At 63.6% G+C, this 18,546-nt stretch carries 16 protein-coding genes and 1 pseudogene; 6 read left to right on the top strand and 11 right to left on the bottom strand.

The window, feature by feature from the left end; all coding sequences use genetic code 11:
- Positions 1-18: 18 nt before the first annotated feature.
- Entirely contained in the window at positions 19-204 is a 186-nt protein-coding gene (locus E9229_RS09595) for a hypothetical protein (RefSeq protein WP_183510980.1), read from the bottom strand.
- Between the two features lie 495 nt (positions 205-699).
- On the opposite strand from E9229_RS09595, the gene E9229_RS09590 reads away from it, so the two are divergent.
- Positions 700-1,812 carry a DmpA family aminopeptidase gene (locus tag E9229_RS09590; RefSeq protein ID WP_246380448.1) on the top strand — a complete coding sequence of 371 codons (1,113 nt, stop codon included), beginning with the start codon at positions 700-702 and terminating at the stop codon, positions 1,810-1,812.
- A 77-nt stretch (positions 1,813-1,889) separates the two neighbouring features.
- Here E9229_RS09590 and E9229_RS20075 read toward each other — a convergent pair.
- Both E9229_RS20075 and E9229_RS09575 read right to left on the bottom strand, forming a co-directional pair.
- A pseudogene (locus tag E9229_RS20075) lies at positions 1,890-2,600 on the bottom strand (alpha/beta fold hydrolase).
- Between the two features lie 127 nt (positions 2,601-2,727).
- Positions 2,728-3,675 (bottom strand): AraC family transcriptional regulator, encoded by a 948-nt coding sequence (locus E9229_RS09575; protein WP_183510976.1) that lies wholly within the window; start codon positions 3,673-3,675, stop codon positions 2,728-2,730.
- Positions 3,676-3,772: 97 nt separating this feature from the next.
- On the opposite strand from E9229_RS09575, the gene E9229_RS09570 reads away from it, so the two are divergent.
- Positions 3,773-4,702 (top strand): hypothetical protein, encoded by a 930-nt coding sequence (locus E9229_RS09570; protein ID WP_183510975.1) that lies wholly within the window; start codon positions 3,773-3,775, stop codon positions 4,700-4,702.
- Between the two features lie 140 nt (positions 4,703-4,842).
- Here E9229_RS09570 and E9229_RS09565 read toward each other — a convergent pair whose 3' ends face one another.
- From E9229_RS09565 to E9229_RS09550, 3 genes are all read right to left on the bottom strand, one after another.
- Complete coding sequence (locus tag E9229_RS09565) at positions 4,843-4,980, bottom strand: hypothetical protein (protein WP_183510974.1); 138 nt, start codon at positions 4,978-4,980, stop codon at positions 4,843-4,845.
- Between the two features lie 670 nt (positions 4,981-5,650).
- On the bottom strand, positions 5,651-7,063 hold the full coding sequence (locus E9229_RS09555) for an MFS transporter (RefSeq protein WP_183510972.1): 1,413 nt from the start codon (positions 7,061-7,063) through the stop codon (positions 5,651-5,653).
- A 33-nt stretch (positions 7,064-7,096) separates the two neighbouring features.
- The gene (locus E9229_RS09550; RefSeq protein WP_183510971.1) at positions 7,097-8,167 is read right to left on the bottom strand and encodes an MBL fold metallo-hydrolase; all 1,071 of its coding nucleotides are present in this window, start codon (positions 8,165-8,167) and stop codon (positions 7,097-7,099) included.
- 150 nt (positions 8,168-8,317) lie between these two features.
- On the opposite strand from E9229_RS09550, the gene E9229_RS09545 reads away from it, so the two are divergent.
- The 3 genes from E9229_RS09545 (at position 8,318) to E9229_RS09535 (ending at position 11,310) form a co-directional block, all read left to right on the top strand.
- On the top strand, positions 8,318-9,208 hold the full coding sequence (locus tag E9229_RS09545; RefSeq protein WP_183510969.1) for a LysR family transcriptional regulator: 891 nt from the start codon (positions 8,318-8,320) through the stop codon (positions 9,206-9,208).
- 255 nt (positions 9,209-9,463) lie between these two features.
- Positions 9,464-10,336 (top strand): GDSL-type esterase/lipase family protein, encoded by an 873-nt coding sequence (locus tag E9229_RS09540; protein ID WP_183510968.1) that lies wholly within the window; start codon positions 9,464-9,466, stop codon positions 10,334-10,336.
- Positions 10,337-10,506: 170 nt separating this feature from the next.
- Positions 10,507-11,310 carry an alpha/beta fold hydrolase gene (locus E9229_RS09535; RefSeq protein WP_183510967.1) on the top strand — a complete coding sequence of 268 codons (804 nt, stop codon included), beginning with the start codon at positions 10,507-10,509 and terminating at the stop codon, positions 11,308-11,310.
- A gap of 71 nt (positions 11,311-11,381) precedes the next feature.
- Here E9229_RS09535 and E9229_RS19020 read toward each other — a convergent pair whose 3' ends face one another.
- Positions 11,382-12,050 (bottom strand): SGNH/GDSL hydrolase family protein, encoded by a 669-nt coding sequence (locus tag E9229_RS19020; RefSeq protein WP_281369573.1) that lies wholly within the window; start codon positions 12,048-12,050, stop codon positions 11,382-11,384.
- Positions 12,051-13,125: 1,075 nt separating this feature from the next.
- Between E9229_RS19020 and E9229_RS09525 the strand changes: the two genes are divergently transcribed.
- Positions 13,126-13,926, top strand: coding sequence for an ABC transporter substrate-binding protein (locus tag E9229_RS09525; RefSeq protein WP_246380447.1), 801 nt, complete (start codon positions 13,126-13,128; stop codon positions 13,924-13,926).
- Positions 13,927-14,228: 302 nt separating this feature from the next.
- On the opposite strand, the gene E9229_RS09520 is transcribed toward E9229_RS09525, so the two are convergent.
- Genes E9229_RS09520 through E9229_RS09505 form a run of 4 tightly spaced genes read right to left on the bottom strand, consistent with a single transcriptional unit; the run spans position 14,229 to position 18,379 of the window.
- Entirely contained in the window at positions 14,229-15,608 is a 1,380-nt protein-coding gene (locus E9229_RS09520) for a short-chain fatty acid transporter (RefSeq protein ID WP_221184424.1), read from the bottom strand.
- Complete coding sequence (locus E9229_RS09515) at positions 15,601-16,557, bottom strand: 3-hydroxyacyl-CoA dehydrogenase (RefSeq protein ID WP_183510964.1); 957 nt, start codon at positions 16,555-16,557, stop codon at positions 15,601-15,603. The genes E9229_RS09520 and E9229_RS09515 overlap by 8 nt, the downstream gene beginning before the upstream one ends.
- Positions 16,550-17,260, bottom strand: coding sequence for an SDR family oxidoreductase (locus E9229_RS09510; protein ID WP_183510963.1), 711 nt, complete (start codon positions 17,258-17,260; stop codon positions 16,550-16,552). Before E9229_RS09510 ends, E9229_RS09515 begins: the two co-directional genes overlap by 8 nt.
- A 54-nt stretch (positions 17,261-17,314) precedes the next feature.
- Positions 17,315-18,379 carry a cyclase family protein gene (locus E9229_RS09505; protein WP_183510962.1) on the bottom strand — a complete coding sequence of 355 codons (1,065 nt, stop codon included), beginning with the start codon at positions 18,377-18,379 and terminating at the stop codon, positions 17,315-17,317.
- Between the last annotated feature and the right edge of the window lie 167 nt (positions 18,380-18,546).

Below are 18,546 nucleotides of genomic sequence, written 5' to 3'. Positions count from 1 at the left end.
GCCGTGTGGTGCACCATGTCAGCTAGCGAAGCCCCCGCCCGATTCAGGTTCCACGGCCAGCTGGCCGCTTACATACAGCCCCCCACCGATCATCTGGTGCAGGCCGCAGGCATCCTCGAATTCAGCCAGGGCCGGTGCCATGACCTGGGCTCCACGGATTGAGTTCACCGGTTTCGGTTCCACCGTGCAGATCGTGGAGGACACGCTGATTACCTTCTCGCACTGTGCTCACTATCCTGACGCGTGAGGGCCAGCACGATGTCCTCACCGAAGCCCTACCGTCCGTGCCGATCGTGTGCCGGTCGGTCGCTCGGCCGGCACGACAGTTCGGCGGTTGGCCGTTGCCCGCGATACCGATGCACTCTCTAGCATGCCCCAGTCAAGGGTTGTGGAATCCTCCGGCGAGCGCCCCCTTCATCCCGAGTGCATGCGTCCTTGGCCCACGTATGGCTCACCTGACCCTGGCTAAGGGGTCGAGAGGCGCGGCAGAAGAGCATTACGCCGCTGCCTGTAACCCGCCGAAACAAGGAACCATCAGGTTCGCTGGGGTATTTGAGTGGCTGGTGCCGCACCCTCTGAACGGGGGGGTGACCCGCGTCGCATCTGACCAGTGCTTCAACTATATGATCAACATATATATCAATGGTGACGAAGTGAATGGTGAAAAATATGACCGATGGTTCAGCAAGTGATGTTGCGATGACAGTGCGGGCTCGCGATCTGGGCATCGAGCTGGATGGCGTGCCCGGCGAGCACAATGCCATCACCGACGTTCCCGGTATCACCGTGGGCTATGTGACGTTGGATCCGGGCGACGGTTCGGCCTGCACCGGAGTCACTGCGATCCTTCCACGCGGCCACGACGGGGTGGGAGTACCCTGCTCTGCCGGGACGTACTCGCTGAACGGGAATGGGGAAATGACGGGGCGGACCTGGATCGAGGAATCCGGCCAGTTCTCCACCCCGATCATGATCACGAACTCGCATTCCGTGGGCGCCTGCCACACCGGGGTGAATCGCTGGATGCACGAGAACCACCCACGGGTCTCGGCCCAGTGGATGCTCCCGGTGGTCGCCGAGACCTGGGACGGTTACCTGAACCGCATCAATGACAATTTGGTGACTCCCGAACATGCAGCCCAGGCATTGGACGCGGCGGTCTCCGGCCCGTTGGCCGAGGGCTCGGTCGGTGGCGGCACCGGCATGAACTGCTACGGTTTCAAGGGCGGGTCCGGCACAGCTTCGCGCAAGGTGCGGGCCTGCGACACCGACTACACGCTCGGCGTCTTTCTGCAGGCGAACTTCGGTTCGCGCAAGGAACTGCGCATCAACGGCGTACCGGTCGGCCGCACCTCCCAGGCACCCTGCCCGATGCAGGACACCGACTGGTTCACGACCGAACTGGCAGCCGCCTCATCCATTCCCGGCGGCTCCGGCTCGGTCATCGTCATCGTCGCCACCGATGCCCCGCTGCTCCCGGCACAGGCCAAGGCCCTGGCCCGACGCGTACCGATGGGCCTGGCCCGGACAGGAACCACCGGCGGCCACTTCTCCGGGGACATCTTCCTCGCGTTTTCCACCGCCAACCAAGGCTCCCTGGTTTCCAACATCACCATGGGCGGGGCCGGCACCCCGCTGGACTCCCTTGAGTTCCTTCCCTGGGCGCAGATGGATGGGCTGTACACGGCAACAGTCGAGGCGGTCGAGGAAGCGGTGCTGAACGCGCTGGTCAACAACCACGACGTCACCGGTCGCGACGGCCATTTCTCCCCCGCACTGCCCCATGCCGAGGTCATCGCCGGCATCCGCTAGACGCCGGCAAAACCTGCGGCGGGGACCCTCTCATGGCCCCCGCCGCCGTTTTCACACTTCAACCGCGGATCAACCAGTCACTTCGCAAAGACAAGCAGAATTTCCGCGAGTTCATCGGGCCTGGACAGGAACGGCGAGTGGTCGGTGTCCAGCTCCGAGACGTTCGAGCTTTGCGCCATATGCCGCTGAAGCGCCGGCGGAATCGCCTGGTCGCGCAGCGTCAACACATAGCTCCGCTTCACTTCGACGGCATCGTCGATCTCCACCGGATCCACAAACGGCACCACGGGTTGCCCACCGATCTTCGAAGCCGCCTCGGCGCCGTCGGCCGGATCGCACATACCGTAGAAGACCTCGAGGGCCTTCTACGGCGGCATGCTCGCCACCGGCGGCTCACCGGCGACAACCATGTTCGCCTGAACCCCGTCGCCGGCGCCCTCGGGCAGCGACGCGAGGGAGAGCAGGCTCTCGCCGTTTCTGGGCAGGAACGCAGCAACGTAGATGACTTGCTCGACCGACTCCGGAGCATCGGCTGCCGCCTGCGTGAGGGCTATGCCGCCCATGCTGTGCCCTACCAGGATCGCCGTCTCGGCGTCGCTCGTCAGTTCCTGCGCAACACGGCGGGCATAGGCCTTGAGGTCCACCGCTTCCGCTGGCGTCTGATCCTCGCCCGAGCCCGGCAGGTCGATGGCCGAGACGCGGTGGCCAGCGGCCCGCAACCGTTGCGCAATCCGAGCCCAGCACCAGGCACCGTGGAAAGCCCCATGGACCAGCACGAATCTCGACATAACATCCCTCTTTTGCCTCCATGACCCGCGACCCGCGACCCGGATCAACGTATTGGTGATCCTTCCAGCAGTGCCGGGGCCACGGGGGAAATGTCCCAAATGAACAAGGAAAGCCGGCAGCTGGGACCTATCTCGGGGTTCCGCGCCGCACCTCAGTGGCGGAATGCCCGTACCGCGCCCTGAACGTCCGGGCGAAATGCGCGGCGCTGGAGAAGCCGGCAAGAGCCGCAATCCGGGAGATGTTAAGCTGCGCATGTCGAGGGTCGAGCAACAGTCCATGGGCCCGTTCGAGCCGGACCTCCAGGACGTGTGCGGCGACGCTGCGCCCCTGGGCGGCAAAGACCCGGTTCAAGTGTCGCGGGGTGATCCCCAGGCCCCGCGCGATCCGCGGAACGGAGAGCCCGGGGTTCGACACGTTTTCCGCTATGAAACGGCTGGCCGCCGCGACGTGGTCCTCCGCGGGGCTCCGCGGAATCTGCAGCAGCATGTCAACCAGGAGCGCGAGCGCCGTGTCCTCCTGGGCCCTAGCTGTTTCCGGCTGGTCTATGGAACGCTGGACCAGGGCGATGAGCCATCCCATGCCGTCCACCCCGGGGCTCCCGTCCCGCCGTATCAACCGGGACCTCAACAGCCCCTCCTGGCCAGTGATGGAGTGGAAGAGGTCCCGCGGCAGCTCCACCACCACCTGGTTCAGTTCCCGTGCGAACGAATAGGTGAACGGGACGTCCGGATCGTAGAGGATCCCCTCCCCGCGCCCGAGCAGATCGGTGCCACTGCCCTGCCCGAAGGCAGCCTCCCCGCCGGTCAGCAGGCACAGGAACAGCACATCGGCGGGCAGGTCCCGGATCCCCGCGGCTATCCTGCCGATGGAATGCCCGCTCCCGTGCATCCGCAGATAGCGCAAACGGGACAACGGCAACTGAAACTGCCGGGCCAGGAAGTCCTGCTTGTCATCCACCGAACAGGTCAGGGACATCAACGATGCCTCGCTATGCCGTTCCCAATAGCTCACGCGTTGTCCGGCGGGCACTCGATCTGTTGAAAACGTGGTGACCATCGGTGTTTCCACAGTCATGTGTTCATCGTAGCTGGAGGGGATTCGACTTCGGCAGGGCACCGGCTAGGCTTGACGGAATTCATGCCCTGCAGCCGTAGGAGAGGGGAATCCGGACGTGTTCGAGGATCTGGCGCAGACGGCGCTGGCGATGTATCTCTTCGTGTTGGCGGGGTTCTGCCTCACCTGGGCCTTGTCGCCGTTGGCCGCATCCTGGGAGATCGCCCGGATGCGGATGAGCCCGCGCAGCCTCGAGGACCGGGTATCGGGCCAGTCGCTGGTCGGCCCAGTGATTGTGCTCGGCGCCGTCGGTTTCATCATCTCCGGGACGGTGGGCTGGTCGGTCGGCGCGTTGATGGAGGACTTCGACCCGGTCCGCTTCACCGAAAGCTCCCGGCACATCAACGTCATCGCCATCTCCATCGGTGTCTTCGCCGTGGCCGCCTACCTGGCAAACGCCTACGCCCGCTATGGTTCCGGGCGGCCCACCAACTTGGGCGAAAAACTCTACGAGCTGCAAAACGCCGAGCGCGGGTTCTACGCCACCCAGCACATGGACGGGGAGCATTGGGCTGCCCTCCGTGAGCAGCTCACCGCACCCTGGGGCCGACTGCGCGCCAGCGACCAGGCCCTGTTGGAACACCTGCTCGATGGGACCCTCCCGGACCGGGTCTGGGAACAGATCAGCGGCCGACAGGTCCAGGAGATGCGCTCCACTCACGGGGCGGTTCCGGCCACGGCCGCCGAACGAAGGCTGGCGCGCAGATGGTGGGTGGCCCATCCCGCCCATTGGCTCAGGATCGCCCTGATGCTGGCGACACTCGGGGCTGCCATCGTGTTTGCCGTGGATTCAGGCGACACCGGCACCGTGACCGCCACGCTGCTCGGGCTGCTCATCGGTGCGCTGGTCGTCCCGCCCCTGCTCCTGCGCTCGGCCCGGGCCCACAACCGCGCCCGCAGTGCCGTCCTGGCTCGTGACCTGCTCTGGACCCAGCGTGCTGTGCAATTGATCGACGACCTGGTAGCTGCGCTGCGCGCACCGGCCTGACATCGGAGCTGGACACAACCGGGTCCGAGAGCACCGTCCACGCCCTGCTGTTCCACCCCGGACGCGGCGGAACGGCCGAAAGGATCCGTGACGGGACCCCCGGCCGGTCCGGGGCTAAACATCTGACTTAACGAATCGGGTCAGTGTTTCTTGATGTGCGTGACCTGATCGACGATCTCGACCGGAGCATTCTTCGAGCGCTTTTCAGCGCGCCGCTGCTTGATCGTCTTCTGGGCCGATTTCTTGGGTTCGTGCCGATGCGGCGACTTATCTGGCATCTGCTGCCTACTTTCATCGGGCCGGGATAGCCTGTGACCGTTGATGGTCTCCCACGCCGAACTGTACGCCGGTGCCGGCACCCGTACCAGAGCCGTTCGTCCCGAGCCGGTGCACCGCCTCAGGGTGGGACGGCCAGCCTGGCCCGCAGCAGTTCCTTCAACGCCAGCGCCGGATCGGCTGCGCACCTCGGCAGGCTAGGGCCACCGGGGTGCGCAGCGCTATCTCCACTGCCATGGAGTCGCGGGGACTGCTGCTGCGGGCCCGTGCACCGGCCGCATTCCAGGAGGAGGTCTTGGGCAACGCACTTTTCGCTTATACCGAGATAAAGGTGAAGTCCGCCCCTGGCGTTGCGCCGGAAGCTGGATCAGGTGCGCCGGGATGGTCATGTCGCGGGCAACGGCTACATCCATGCCGACGCCCTCAGCATCGCTGTGCCCAGCCGCGGATTCAACAACGACGTGGTGGCGGCGTTCAGCGTCGTGGTAACAAAGATGAACACCGACCCGCCCGGTGATCGGCCTGCTCGATGCCGCGCATCGCCCCTGATTCAGCTCCAGCCTCGGAGGGCAAGGGCTAGGAACGGACCGCGGGGTCCGGCTGTATCGACCCGCGTGCCCGGAATCCGCATGTGCGGAAATCAGGCGCGTGCTCGGGGTTACGGGTGGTCCCTCAGGACTTGACAGGTACCGCCGCGTGCTTTTGGGTTGGCCCTTGAGCTGCATTTCCGGAACCCAGGTCTCCGTCCAGATTCTGGATGTCACTGCCCGAGCGGTCCTTGGCGAAGACCAGTGCACCCAGCGACATCGCCGAGAACGCCATCCACATGGCCGCCACCAGCCACAGCTTGCCGCCACCGGCGATGACCAGCGCGGTGGCGATCATCGGGGTGAAACCGGCGCCGAGGGTGGAGGCCAGCTGGTAGCCGATCGAGGTGCCCGAGTAGCGCACATTGGTCGGGAACAGTTCACCGGCGAAGGCGCCGTAGGGACCTGCGGTGAAGCCCTGCACGATGCTCAGGCCCAGCACGATGGCCAGCAGGAACGCGACGGTGTTGCCCATGTCCAGCAGCGCCATGACCGGGAAGGCAAGGATGATCGCGCCGATGTTGCCCCAGATCAGAACCTTGCGTCGGCCCAGGCGGTCGCTGAGCTTGGAGGCGGTGATGATGGCCAGGATGGTGAAGACACCACCGAAGGCCTTGAGGTTCAGCACTTCGGTCTGGGCCAGGATGGCCTGCTGCACGGCGAAGGAGATGGCCCAGGCACCCATCAGTCCCTGTGCCATCTGGCCCGAGAGGCCCGACATGACGGCGATCAGCAGCGGCTTGCGGTGCTCGCGGAACAACACGGCCACCGGGACCTTGCTCTGCTTCTTCTGCGCCGATTCCGAGACCTCGTTGAAGATCTTCGATTCGGTGACCTTCATGCGGATGAATACCGCCAGCATCATCAGCACGGCGGAGAACAGGAACGGCACCCGCCAGCCCCAGCTCAGGAACTCTTCCTTGGGCAGGGTGGACATGGCCGAGAGGATCAGCGTACCCACGATGGTGCCGGCCGGGGCACCCATGTAGGCGAAGGCGGAAGCGAAACCGCGGGATTCCTTCTTCGAGCTTTCGAAAGCCAACAGCATGGCCCCGCCCCATTCCCCACCCACGGCCAGGCCCTGGAAGATGCGCAGGGAGACCAGCAGGATCGGTGCCCAGACACCGACCTGGGCGGTAGTGGGCAGCAGGCCCATCAGCGTGGAGGCCACGCCCATCATCACCACGGTGGCCATCAGGATGGTCTTGCGACCGAGCTTGTCACCCAGGTTGCCGAAGATCAGCCCGCCCAGCGGCCGGGCGATGTAACCGACAGCCAGGGTGCCGAAAGAGACGAAGATGGCCAGGTTCGGGTCCAGCCCGGCAAAGAACACCTGGTTGAACACGATGCCGGCGGCCGTGGCATAGAGGATGAAGTCGTAGTATTCGACGGCGGTGCCCAGGAAGCTGGAGAGGAGGATTCTGCGCATGTCCTTGGGACTGGCGTGGTACGTCTTGCCTACCGCATCGCCCGGTGAAGCGTTCTGTTTGGTCGTCATTGACTGTCCTATCGGTTTTTCGAAGGGTGAATGCTAGTGGCCGGATGCGTGGGCGGAAGGCCGAGCTGTTGCAGCGCGGGCGCCTGGACCGAATGAAATGACCTCGAGGTCATCGGGGATCGAGAACGGTCCGTCAAAGGTGGTGCGGGCCTCGGCCCAGGCCTCGGGTGGCGAATAACTGGGCACCAGGTGGTGCAGGGCCAGGTGGGCGACGCCCGCCTGCGCCGCGATGCTCCCGGCTTCGGCTGCCGTGGTGTGCGCCCGCCGGTGGTGGTCCATGGTGGCCTGCAGCATCTGCGCGTCCGAATACTGCGCCGCGAGTACGTCCAGGTTGATGGCTTCATGCAGCAGCAGGTCGGTGCCGCGGGCCAGGGTGACCATGTTGGCGCAGGGAGCGGTGTCCCCGGAGATGGTGACCGATCCCCCGACGGTCTCGAAGCGGAAGGCATAGGCAGGCGCCGTGGGGTGGTGCGATACCAGGATCGCGGTGACGGTGACGTTCTCGTCCCGGAAGACCTCGATCGGTTCCATCGGCGGGGCCACGTCGGTATCCGGGTCGAAGCCCAGGTGCTCCGGGAGCTGGATTTCACGGGCCTCGAACTGATCCTCCGGAGAGACTGCCAGGGAATCGAAGATCCGGTCGTTGCAATCGGTGGCGTAGGCGGCCAACAGGCCGGAGACCAGGCCGTCCACCCCGGGGGTGGGACGATTCGGTGCAACAGGCTTCGGGATGCTGGTGGCCCGCGGGGAGAGCGGCAGGAGCTTGCCACGGTCACCGGGACCCACGATCGGGATCGGTCCGCGCGGGGTGTTCTTCAGCTCGAAGGCGCCGAAGAGCAGGAGCGAGGGCAGGTCCACCGTGTGGTCTGAATGCATATGGGTTATGAAGATGCCACCGAGGTTCGCCATGGCCAATCCGGCCGCGTTGGCCTGCCTACCGGCGCCTTGGCCGCAGTCCACCAGGTACCAGGTTTCCCCCACGACGACGGCCGTGGCGATGCCGAAGCGCGGCGTGCCAGAGTGGTCCTTCCACCAGCGTGGGCCGCCGGCCGTACCGAGGGTGACCACGTACGGGATCAGGGGTGAGGCATGGGGTTCAGACACTATGGGTGCTCGCTTTCGGGCCTTTTTGTTTCTTCTCCGGGGGTATCGGTGCCACCGATGCCGGAACCGAAGTCTTCCTACCTTCAAGTGTGGTGGCGCCCATCACATTTGCCTAGCTATGATAACTAGTGAGGGTCATAAGGAGAACTAATGAGTGAAGTGACGTTGCGGCAGCTTGAGTATTTTGCCGCGGTGGCAGAAACCCAATCCGTCACGGAAGCGGCACGGCTGTGCCACGTCAGCCAGGGCGCCGTGAGCCTGGCCCTGGGGCAGCTGGAACACGCGCTCGGGGCGACTCTTGCGGTGCGGCAGCGCGGCCGCGGAATCTTCCTCACCCCCGAGGGACAGGCCGTCGCAACCCGGGCCAGGCTGATCACCGAACAGGTGCTGGGGTTGAGGACAGCCGTCTCGGCTGCCCACGACGAACTGGCGGGCCGGCTCTCCATCGGGGTGTTCACCACTGTCGCAGTGCATGTGGTGCCGCATCTGGCCGAGTGGTTCTCCGTCCGTCATCCCGCCGTGGAACTGAACTTCGTCGAGGGCACCGGCCCGGAGATCCAGGATGCCCTGTTCTCCGGCCGCACCCAGCTGTCGGTGGGCTACGAGGCCCAGTTCGACGATGACTGCGCCATCGACGTGCTGCATGAGTTCCACCGCCAGGTCCTGCTGAGCCCGGATCACCCGCTTGCAGCATGCGAGTCGATCGGCTTCTCCCAACTAGCCGAATACCCCGCTGCCCTGTTGAACCTGGAACCTGCGTTGCAGCACACGTTGGCCGAATTCCGCCGCTACGGCGTCACGCCCAACGTCCGCTGGCTCTTTGGCAACGTTCCCTCCATCCATTCACTGGTCGGACGCGGCCTGGCCTATTCGCTGTTGATGCAGCCCACCGCGACGAGCGTGGAGGGCTTGCCGCTGGCCTTCCGCCCACTTTCCGATGAGACACCGACCAATTCGCTGGTGGCGGCCACCCCTGTCGGAGTGGACCGCAGCGCCATGGTGCGCGAGGCACTCCATTCGCTCCACTCACAGTGGACCTGAGCCGAAACTTCACCTTCTCTTCCTCTGTCCTCGAGCCGGAACCGACCCTACGATGGTGACTACGTGCGTGGCCAACGGAAAGACCACACACGTAGCGCACCGGCCAGATAGGATCTCCGACCGGCGAATGGCCCAGTCTCGGGGGTGGACCATGCGGTGCACCGCAAGGTGCACCGCAACAAGCCACCCGACAGTTCGGGTTATGGCCGGACTGCCACCGGGCACACCGGCCCCTTCAGACAAGGCCCATTCCTCATGGCTCGCACCAAGAAACTCCGCCTACTCACCCTCTTCGGCACTGCCCTGGCCTCTTGTGCCCTGCTCGCCACCGGGCTTGCACCAGCCTCCGCCGCGGTCTCCCCTCCCGCCACCCACCACGGCCCGCCGGTCATCAACTACGTGAACCTCGGGGACTCGTATTCGGCAGGTTTCGGCACCGGCACCATCGTGGCCGGCCCACTGCCCGGCTGCTACCAGACCAATGGCACCAGCCAGGTGACCCTGGTCGCAGCGCAGGCACACATCAATCTGCTCATTGACGCGGCCTGTGCCGGAGCCAAAACCACCGATGTCGCCACCGCAGCCACGGCCGTGGCACCGTACCTCGCACAAGCGGACCTGGTGACCCTTACCCTGGGCGGCAACGACCTGGGCTGGTCCACCGTCGTGGGGGCATGCAGCACCCAGGGCACCGCCAAGCTCTGCGACCAGGCCATTCTGGCGACGCTCCTGACCCTGCCCAAGGCGGCCAAGTCGGCCAACAAGACATTGCGCATCATTGACGCTGCCACCCCGGGCACTATCCTGCTTCAGGGCTATCCGCGGCTGTTCTCCCCCGAATTCGGAAACAATCCGCTGATCACGGCAAAACGGGCCAAACAACTCAATAACCTCGCCGACCTGCTGAACCTCTCGCTGGCCGCCGCCACCCATGGCACCAGCGCACAGTTCGTCTCCGTCAGCAGCCGGTTCCAAGGCCACGGAATCGGATCCCCAACCAGCTGGCTGTACCTCAACCCGGCGAACCCCACCGATTCGTTCAACCTGCATCCAACTGCCACCGGCTACCTGCTCGGCTACTATCCGGCCCTCAAGTCCCGGATCAACGCCCTGCATCTGGTGTACTAGAAACCACAATCCGAAGCAACCGCCCCGCCGTCGTCCCCGCTACGAGAGACGACGGCGGGAGTCTGCCTGGAGGAGGTACTTCGGCGGACCGTGAAACATGTGCGGCGCCAGATCAACACGGCACTACCGTTGAGGGGAAACCCGAGTTCCCTACCGAAAGGCCCACCGCCATGCCAGAAGCACAGATCAACGACGTCACTTTGTCCTACACCGACCGGTCCCCTGAGTCCGGTTCGGAAAACGTGCTGCTGCTTCTTCACGGTCATGCCTTCGACCGCAGCATGTGGGAACCCCAAATCGGGCATTTCGCTGCCCTGGGATGGCGCGTGATAGCCCCAGACCTGCGCGGTTTCGGTGGATCCGGACTCACCCCCGGCATCGTCTATACCGAGGAGTTCACTGCCGATACGGTGGCACTGCTCGATCACCTGGGCATCGATACGGCTGTGGTGCTCGGCTACTCCATGGGTGGGCAGGTCGCCATGGAAATCCAGCACTCGCACCCGCAACGGGTGCGCGCACTGGCCATCGTCGACACGATTCCGCAGGGTGAGGACGCCGCCGGCAAACGCCGCCGCAACGTGGTCGCCGACCGCCTGGTCACCGAGGGAATGCACGACTACGCCGCGGACGTGCTCGGGCTGATGATCGGCGGCTACAACGTGGAGAAACTGCCGGCCGTCGCCGGCAAGGTACTGGAAATGATCCGCGCCTCCTCCGCCGTTGGATCCGCGGCGGCCATGCGCGGACGAGCTGCCCGCCGCGACTTCAGCGGTACGCTGTCAGCAGTCACCGTACCGGCATTAGTCGTGGTCGGGGCCGACGACGCGTTCGATGGCGGCGCCGCGGTGCACATGCACGAACTCATGCCACACTCCACACTGGCCGTCATCGAAGGGGCCGGGCACACACCCAGCATGGAGCAGCCCGCTTCATTCAACGCCGTACTTCAGGCGTTCCTCTCAGGGGTCTGAGACTAGCGCCATCCCGGTCTGTTCCGGGAGCCAGCGCGCGGACCAATGCCATTCCCGTTAGCGTCGAAAACCTACTGCGGTAACACGTTGGCGATGAGTGTTTCCATCTTTGCCTTGAGATCGTATTGTCCGGACAGCGAGGGATGCACCCCATCGGGGCCAACCAGGTTCTCGACATCGTCTACGATCCAGCCCTGGGCAATCGGGTCGACGAATTTTGCCCCGGCCGCCTCGGCTGCATCCTGAACGGCATCCCGAACACTCAAACGCCTTGCCTCGGGCTGGTGCGAGTAGGCCGGTGGTCCGACCACCAGCATGGCCGCATGGGGTGCCTTCTCCTTGGCGGCCGCATAAGCGTCCGTCATCGCGTTGGTGAGTTTTTCGGGAGCATAGCCCCGGTCGTTTTCCGATCCGAAGAACACCACCAAATCGGTGTCTTGATCGACTCCCTGCTGTACCTGGGAGCCAAACGTGGATTTGTGACTGCCGACGCTCAGGTAACCACTTCCATTTTGAGCGACGTTGTGCACGCTCAGGGGTTCAGCGCCTTCCAACGGATCGTTGTCGATCAGGTTTGGCCAGGCATCCTTCGGGGACGTGCCAAGCCCAGTGCTCAACGAATCCCCAATGACGACCACGTTGTGAGGCTTTGACGGGGTTAGTGCCGGAGGCGTCGACGAGACCGGCACAGACCGTGGGGCCGGGGCGACGGTGGATGCACCTTGGCAGCCGGTCAACATCAGCGAGGCAGCCAAGGCCAACAACCCCAGGGTAACGGCTCCGGATCGGCGCTTGATGATGTTTCCGCGTGTACGGGATCCACCGTGTTGTTTCGAACCGAACTTCAATTCACTTTGGAGCATATATTTCACCTTTCCAGTCATGCGGTGTGTCGGCCGATAGGCCAGATCCGCATGAGATGTCAAAACACAAGCCTAAGGTCCGAACCTTGGCACTCCCTTGATACCGAACCAAGCAGACATTGCCCCGGAAGGGTCAAACGGTCTTTCGTCGAAACGCCATCAGGCACGCAGCTCCGCTGACATGTGGTTTCCATCGTCACGGCCATGGTCGACCAGCATTTCTGGCTGCAAAATTGGCACTAAATTGCCAGCGTTCAACCAGCTCGCCTCATGTGCTTGCCGGAGGCGGTCTCCGATCTGTCCATCAGATCGAGGGCCAGCCGGATCCGGACCCCGGCCCATGGGTCAAGCGGGCCATGGGCGGCGCGACCACATGGCGAAAAATGTCTAGACGCCTGCTGATATTTTGGTATACCATTCAGATCATGCGAAGTGCCATCTTCAAATAGTTCCGCTTATATAGAAGCGATTGTGGCTTGACCATGCTTCATCTTTTTCACTAAGTGTTTATTTGGTATGCAAGATTTGACTATGCCTGAACGGTTGGACTCAACCTCTTCCCGATGAAAGAAAAGCCAAGAAGTGCTTGGTCGCAGTGGATCCCGACCGCCGGTCTGCGCGGTTAGGTGCCGAGCAAGGGGCCCTGCGACGCTCGCTGAAGCGGCTGGGCTATAAGTGTTATCCCATTCATCCCAGTGGAACGGCTCCCCCGCTGCGCTCCCGCACCCGTCCCGACGATCAGCTTCGTACCCTCGATAAATAATTCCGGACAATGAGGTCCGGTGATGAAAGGAAAACCATGTTCCATATGCGTCGTACGGCTACACGTTCCACCGTCCTTTTCACGTCCATCTTCTTGACACTATCGATGAGCGCTTGCACGAACGCAGCGGGAGGGGCCCAGGACAGCGCTGCCCCGACAGTCTCCACGAGCACTTCGGATCCCGTCAAAATGGCGGGGATTTCCGTCAACGAGAAGGCGAAAGCGCTACTTCCCGAAAGTATTCTCGCCTCCGGGCTACTACGCGTCGCTTCCGACCCGACCTACGCCCCCTTCGAGTACTACGACACGGATAACAAGACCATGATCGGCTATGACGTCGATTTCTCGGACGCCGTAGGTGCGGCACTGGGCCTGAAAGTAGAGCATGTGCCCGCAACGTTCGACACGATTTTGGCGGGTCTTGCATCCGGCAAATACGACATGGCGATGTCGTCGTTTTCCATCACTCCGGAACGCGAGAAAATCGTCGACTTCGTCCAGTACATGAGCGGAGGTTCGGGCATGGCCGTCGCGCCCGGGAATCCGAAGGCCATCAGCATGGATCTGCTCACCATGTGTGGCAACAAGATCGGGGTCCAGAAAGGTTCGATCCAATCCATGAACCACCTACCCAAATTCAATGATGGATGCACCACGGCAGGCAAGGAGCCCATCGGCGTCCAGAACTTCCCGTCGCAAACCGACGCCAACCTCGCACTTGGGTCCGGGCGGGTGGACGCGGTCATGGCCGACAGCGTATCCCTGGCCTATCAGGGTGACCTGTCCAAGGGAAAGTTCGTCCTCGCCGAAGGCCCGGTATATCAGCCCAGTCCCACCGGTCTGGCGCTTGGCCAGGACACCGGCTTGAAGGAGGCAGTTCAGGAAGCCGTGCGGACTGTTCTGGACAGCCCCGACTACCAGGTAATGAACTCCAAGTGGAGCATTCCGGCATCCGTCCACATCACCTCGAAGATGCTCGACGGTCAGTAGGTCCGGGACTCACGAAAAAGTTCTGCGGGGCGGATCTGATCCATGAAGCGACGGGGACCTGGCACTTGTCGTGCCGGTCACGGTAAATGTCCCACGGCGCATCCTGCTCCTAAAAGACGAGGGATCGGACGCAGTTCCCACCGTTCGGAGGGCATCCGCCTACCCGTCAAGGATCTGCTGTTCGCGGGGATGTGGTTGGAGGACATGAAAATAACCTCCGGCTGGTGTTGGTTGCTGTCGCAAACACCACCAGCCGGAGGTCTTCTCCCGGTTGGACCCTGCCACCGTCTGTGGTCAAGGAGTTAGCCCAGGAAGCCCCAGGCCAGGATGGAGACGATGTAGATCAAACCGACCCAGAACATCATGACCACGGTGTAACCCATGATGTCCTTGAGCTTGAGCTTGGACAGGGCCAGTGCCGGAAGGATCCAGAACGGCTGAATCAGGTCATTCCATGCATTACCGAGCATGACCGACATGGCGGTCTGCGGTATCGAAGCACCCAGGGTATGGGCGGCTTCGATCATGAAGGGGCCCTGGATGACCCAGTGTCCGCCACCGGAGGGGGCGAAGAAGTTAATCACGAACGAGCTGATCAGCCCCCAGAAAGGCAGGGTCTGGGCGGTAGCGACGTTCACGAACCAGCCCGAGATGGTCAGCACCAGACCGGAACCGGCCATGATTGCCATGATGCCGGCGTAGAACGGGAACTGCAGGATGATCCCGGAGACCGTCTTTATGCCCTCGTTGAGCTTGGTGACATAGGAGATCGGGTTCCCCATCAGGATGATGCCCAGGAACAGGATGATGAAGTTGATCAGGTTCAGGTCGACTTTGCCGCCTTGGACCATGTGCAGGACGACATAGAGGATGCCAACCAGGCCGATGATCATCGACAAGGCCCGGGACTTGTTCAGCTTGTTTGCAATGGTGTCTTCGGAGAAATCGTCGTTGACCGGCCCCTTTTCGGTTCCGGCGAATAATGCTGGATCCAGTTCACGCACCGGCTGGCCGGGCTTGGGGTGCAGTGCTGCGTTGAGGATTGGCAGCGTGGCCATGACCACGACCGCGGTGACAATCATCGGCGGGGAGAAGATGGTCTCCCCCAGACCAATCAGGCCCATGCTCCCTTCCAAGGGATGCCCCGGGGTGGCGATGGTCAACGGGATAGTGGCCGAGAGCCCCAACCCGTACATGGTGAATCCGGAGTAGGCGCTGGCGATGATCAGCGGGTAGTGGATCCCCTTGATCTCGGTGGCCAGCTTACGGGCCACCACCCCGCCGATGACCAGGCCGAAGCCCCAGTTCAGGTAGGACCCGAAGCCTCCGACCAGTGTGGCCACCACGATGGCCGCTTTGGGCGTGTGCACATTGGCGACGATCCGATCAAGCAACCGGTCCACGACCGGTGAGTTGGCCAGCACGAAACCGGCTGCAAGGATCACGGCCATCTGCGTGGTGAAGGCCAGCAGATCCCAGAACCCATTACCCCAATTCACCACGGCGTCGATAGGACTCTGGTGCTGGATCGCAAAGGCCAGCACGAAGGTGAGCAGTGTCAGCCCGATGGCAAAAACGAAGGGATCAGGCAAATACTTGCGCATCAGTTCGGTGAAGAAACCGGTGATCTTCTGCATCACCCCGGGCGCTGCCGGAGTCCGGATTTCAGGCTTTTTACTCATGACTGTCCTTAGTGGTGTGGTTCAGGCGTTTCATCAATTCCTCGTCGCGCCAGGCGACCCGTTCTTCCCATTGGTCCAACGGCAGCACCGCGCGGCGTTGCGCGGCAACCTCGGCCACCAGCTCCGGGTACCAGGGATCCGATTGTCCGCGTTCGGCGCCCATTCGCGCGTAGGCCGGTCCCATCTTGGCGGCGTGGGACTCGATGCCCCCGCGGGTGTTCAGGTCAACCGTTTCGAAGGGTCCCATGAAACACCAGCGCCGCCCGAGGCCCTCTCGGACCACAGTGTCGATGTCCTCGACGCTGGCGACACCGTCGCGTACCAGCGCATAGGCCTCGCGCAATACGGCTCCCTGGAGGCGGTTGAAAACAAAGCCCTCGGGCTCACCGTGCACCACCACCGGGGAAAGTCCGGCTGCCGAGTACATGATGCGGGCCGCCTCGAGCGTCTGTGCCGAGGTGGCGCTGGCCGGCACCAATTCGATGACCGGAATCAGGTAGGGAGGATTCCCCGGATGGGCCACCAGGATGCGCGCGGCGCCGGGAAGCCCGGCGGCGATGGCCCCGGCAGTCAAAGCCGAACTGGAGCTGGCCAAGATGGCATCGGGAGCTGCCAGCACATCAAGTTCGGCGAAGATCTCGCGCTTGAGCTCCAACAGTTCAGGGATGCATTCCTGGACCAGGACGGCACCCGTCACCGCCGTGGCCATCGATGCCGTGGTGGAGATGCGTTCCAGGATCACCTCCGGGGCCTCGGAGAGCAGACCGTGCCGTTGCAGTGCCTCAAGTCGGGAAGCCACCTCGCCGGTGACAGCGGAGCGGCGCCCGGCATCGGGGTCCGAAAGCACCACCAGGTGCCCTGCCCGGGCGAAGACCAGGGCAAAGGCGACGCCGATGCTGCCGGCCCCGATCACGGCAACCGGGGCGCGTCCGGTGAGCCGCTCAGACACCGGAATGACCTACTGTCATGCCGCCGCAAACATAAAGCGTCTGTCCGGTGACGAATCCGGAGCGCTCATCAAGCAGGTAGGACGTGGCATGGGCAACATCCTCGGCGGTGCCCATGCGCTTGACCGGGATGCCCTCAATGATGGCGCGGGTGCGCGGGGCCCCCGGGGGGTTGGCCCCGTTGAAGAGCGGCGTGGCGATGGGCCCGGGGCCGACGGCGTTGGCAGTGATCCCGAATTCACCGAGCTCAAGCGCCCAGACCCGGGTCATTCCGATCAGGGCCGCCTTGGTGGCGGCGTAGGCGGTGCGCATTTCCTTGCCCAGCGCAGCCCGGGAGGAGATCGAGACGATCCGGCCGAAGCCTGCTTCGCGCATGCCCGGCAGCAGCGCCTGAGTGGCCTGCATCGCTGTGCGAAGATTCAACGACCAGGCCGCGTCCAGCTCGGCCAGCGTCTGATCCTGGGCCGAAGCCGGGAAGACGGCACCGACGTTGTTCACCAAACGAGTGATCGGCCCGCCGGCGAGCGCCTGCTCCAGTGCCTCGGCAGTGGACTGGGCATCCGAGAGGTCAGCGATGATACCGTCGCCAACCCGGTCGATGACGACCGGATCGTAGCCGTCGGCAATGGAACGGGCGACTATGGCGGCACCGATACCGGAGGCGCCTCCGGTAACCAGGATGCGTGGGCGGGGGGATTCAGGCATGGCGGGTTTCCTTCTATACGGGTCGTACGGGATGAGGACGGGGACGGATCCAGCTCAGGTGGTGGCGATGGGATTCAAGGGGGAGCCCGCGGCTCCCGGCAGGTTCAGCGGGGACGCTGTCAACAGGTAGCGAGAGCGCCCGGAGGCGCGCAAGTGAGCGGCCAGCGGCCCCAGGGCCCACAGTTCACCCAGCGGCACACCGAGTTTGAACAAGCAGTGTTCATGCAGCGGCAGCACCGAGGCGGGTGCCGGTGCCGGCCTGGCGGGGTAGAGCTCTACCGCGTAGTTGTCGGCCGCGATGGCCGCCACCCCGGAGTCGGTGATCCACTGGAGCAGTGCCGCATCGCGTCCGTCGAGCACCGCACCGTAACTGTGTAGGACAGCTGGGTCCGGGTTCCCGGCCATCTGCAGCACCTTGTCGGCGTAGCCGGTATGCAGTGTCAGGATGTCCCCGGGTTCGACGATGATCCCATCGACCTCCATGATCTTGCGCAGGCTCTCGAAACCGACCACGGTTTGTTCGGTGCCCAGATGGGCGACAAGATCCACCATCACGGCCCGCCCCTGGATCGGGCGTTCGGCCATGGCTCCGATGCCCAAGACCCCCGCGTTGGACGTGCTGGAGGCATGCAGCGTATCGAAGCCGGCATCGCCGAGGTTATCCGGGCCGATCACCTCGATGCCGGCACGGAAACCGTTGTAATAGACCGGCTCGGGGATTCCATCCCCATCGGCGTCGAAGAGCGAACCGACATGGCACAGTGCATCCCATTGGGTGGAGTACTGCAGGTGCAGGACGGCCAAGTCGTCGTTCATCACGTCGGAGGAACCCGGGTAGACGGAATCCATCCGGCAATTGAAGTTCACATGGCCCGAGCGCAAGTTGGGGCGTAGCACCGGTGGGAGCCGGTTCGGGTTCAGCGACGTGCCGCCGGGAAGGTCCAGCGGAAGGCCCAGGGCGAAGGTCCTACCGTCGCGGACCTCGGCCAGTCCCTCATGGACCTTTTCGACGGTCAGCAGGTTGAGCCGGCCCAGATGGTCATCCGGACCGAAGTCTCCCCAGTTGGATCCCTCCGGCCGATTGACCCAGCGCGGGTTGGCTGGCAGTGCAGGTTCCATGTGGAAAACCTCCCCTTGTCCGTTGCTTCAGGTATCTTGCCCCGGGCAGGTGCCCCACCACACAGTGAGGCATGATCCACGGCACATTAACCAGAATGCGCCTGCATTTGATGACTGTCCAATAAACAAATGCTCTCTCACCATGAACGATTTCTTATAAGATCGGA

The organism is Paeniglutamicibacter cryotolerans (assembly GCF_014190875.1).
GTDB classification, from domain to species: Bacteria; Actinomycetota; Actinomycetes; order Actinomycetales; family Micrococcaceae; genus Paeniglutamicibacter; species Paeniglutamicibacter cryotolerans.
Note: the sequence above shows the minus strand (reverse complement) of the source record. Positions and strands in the feature narration are given on the sequence as shown.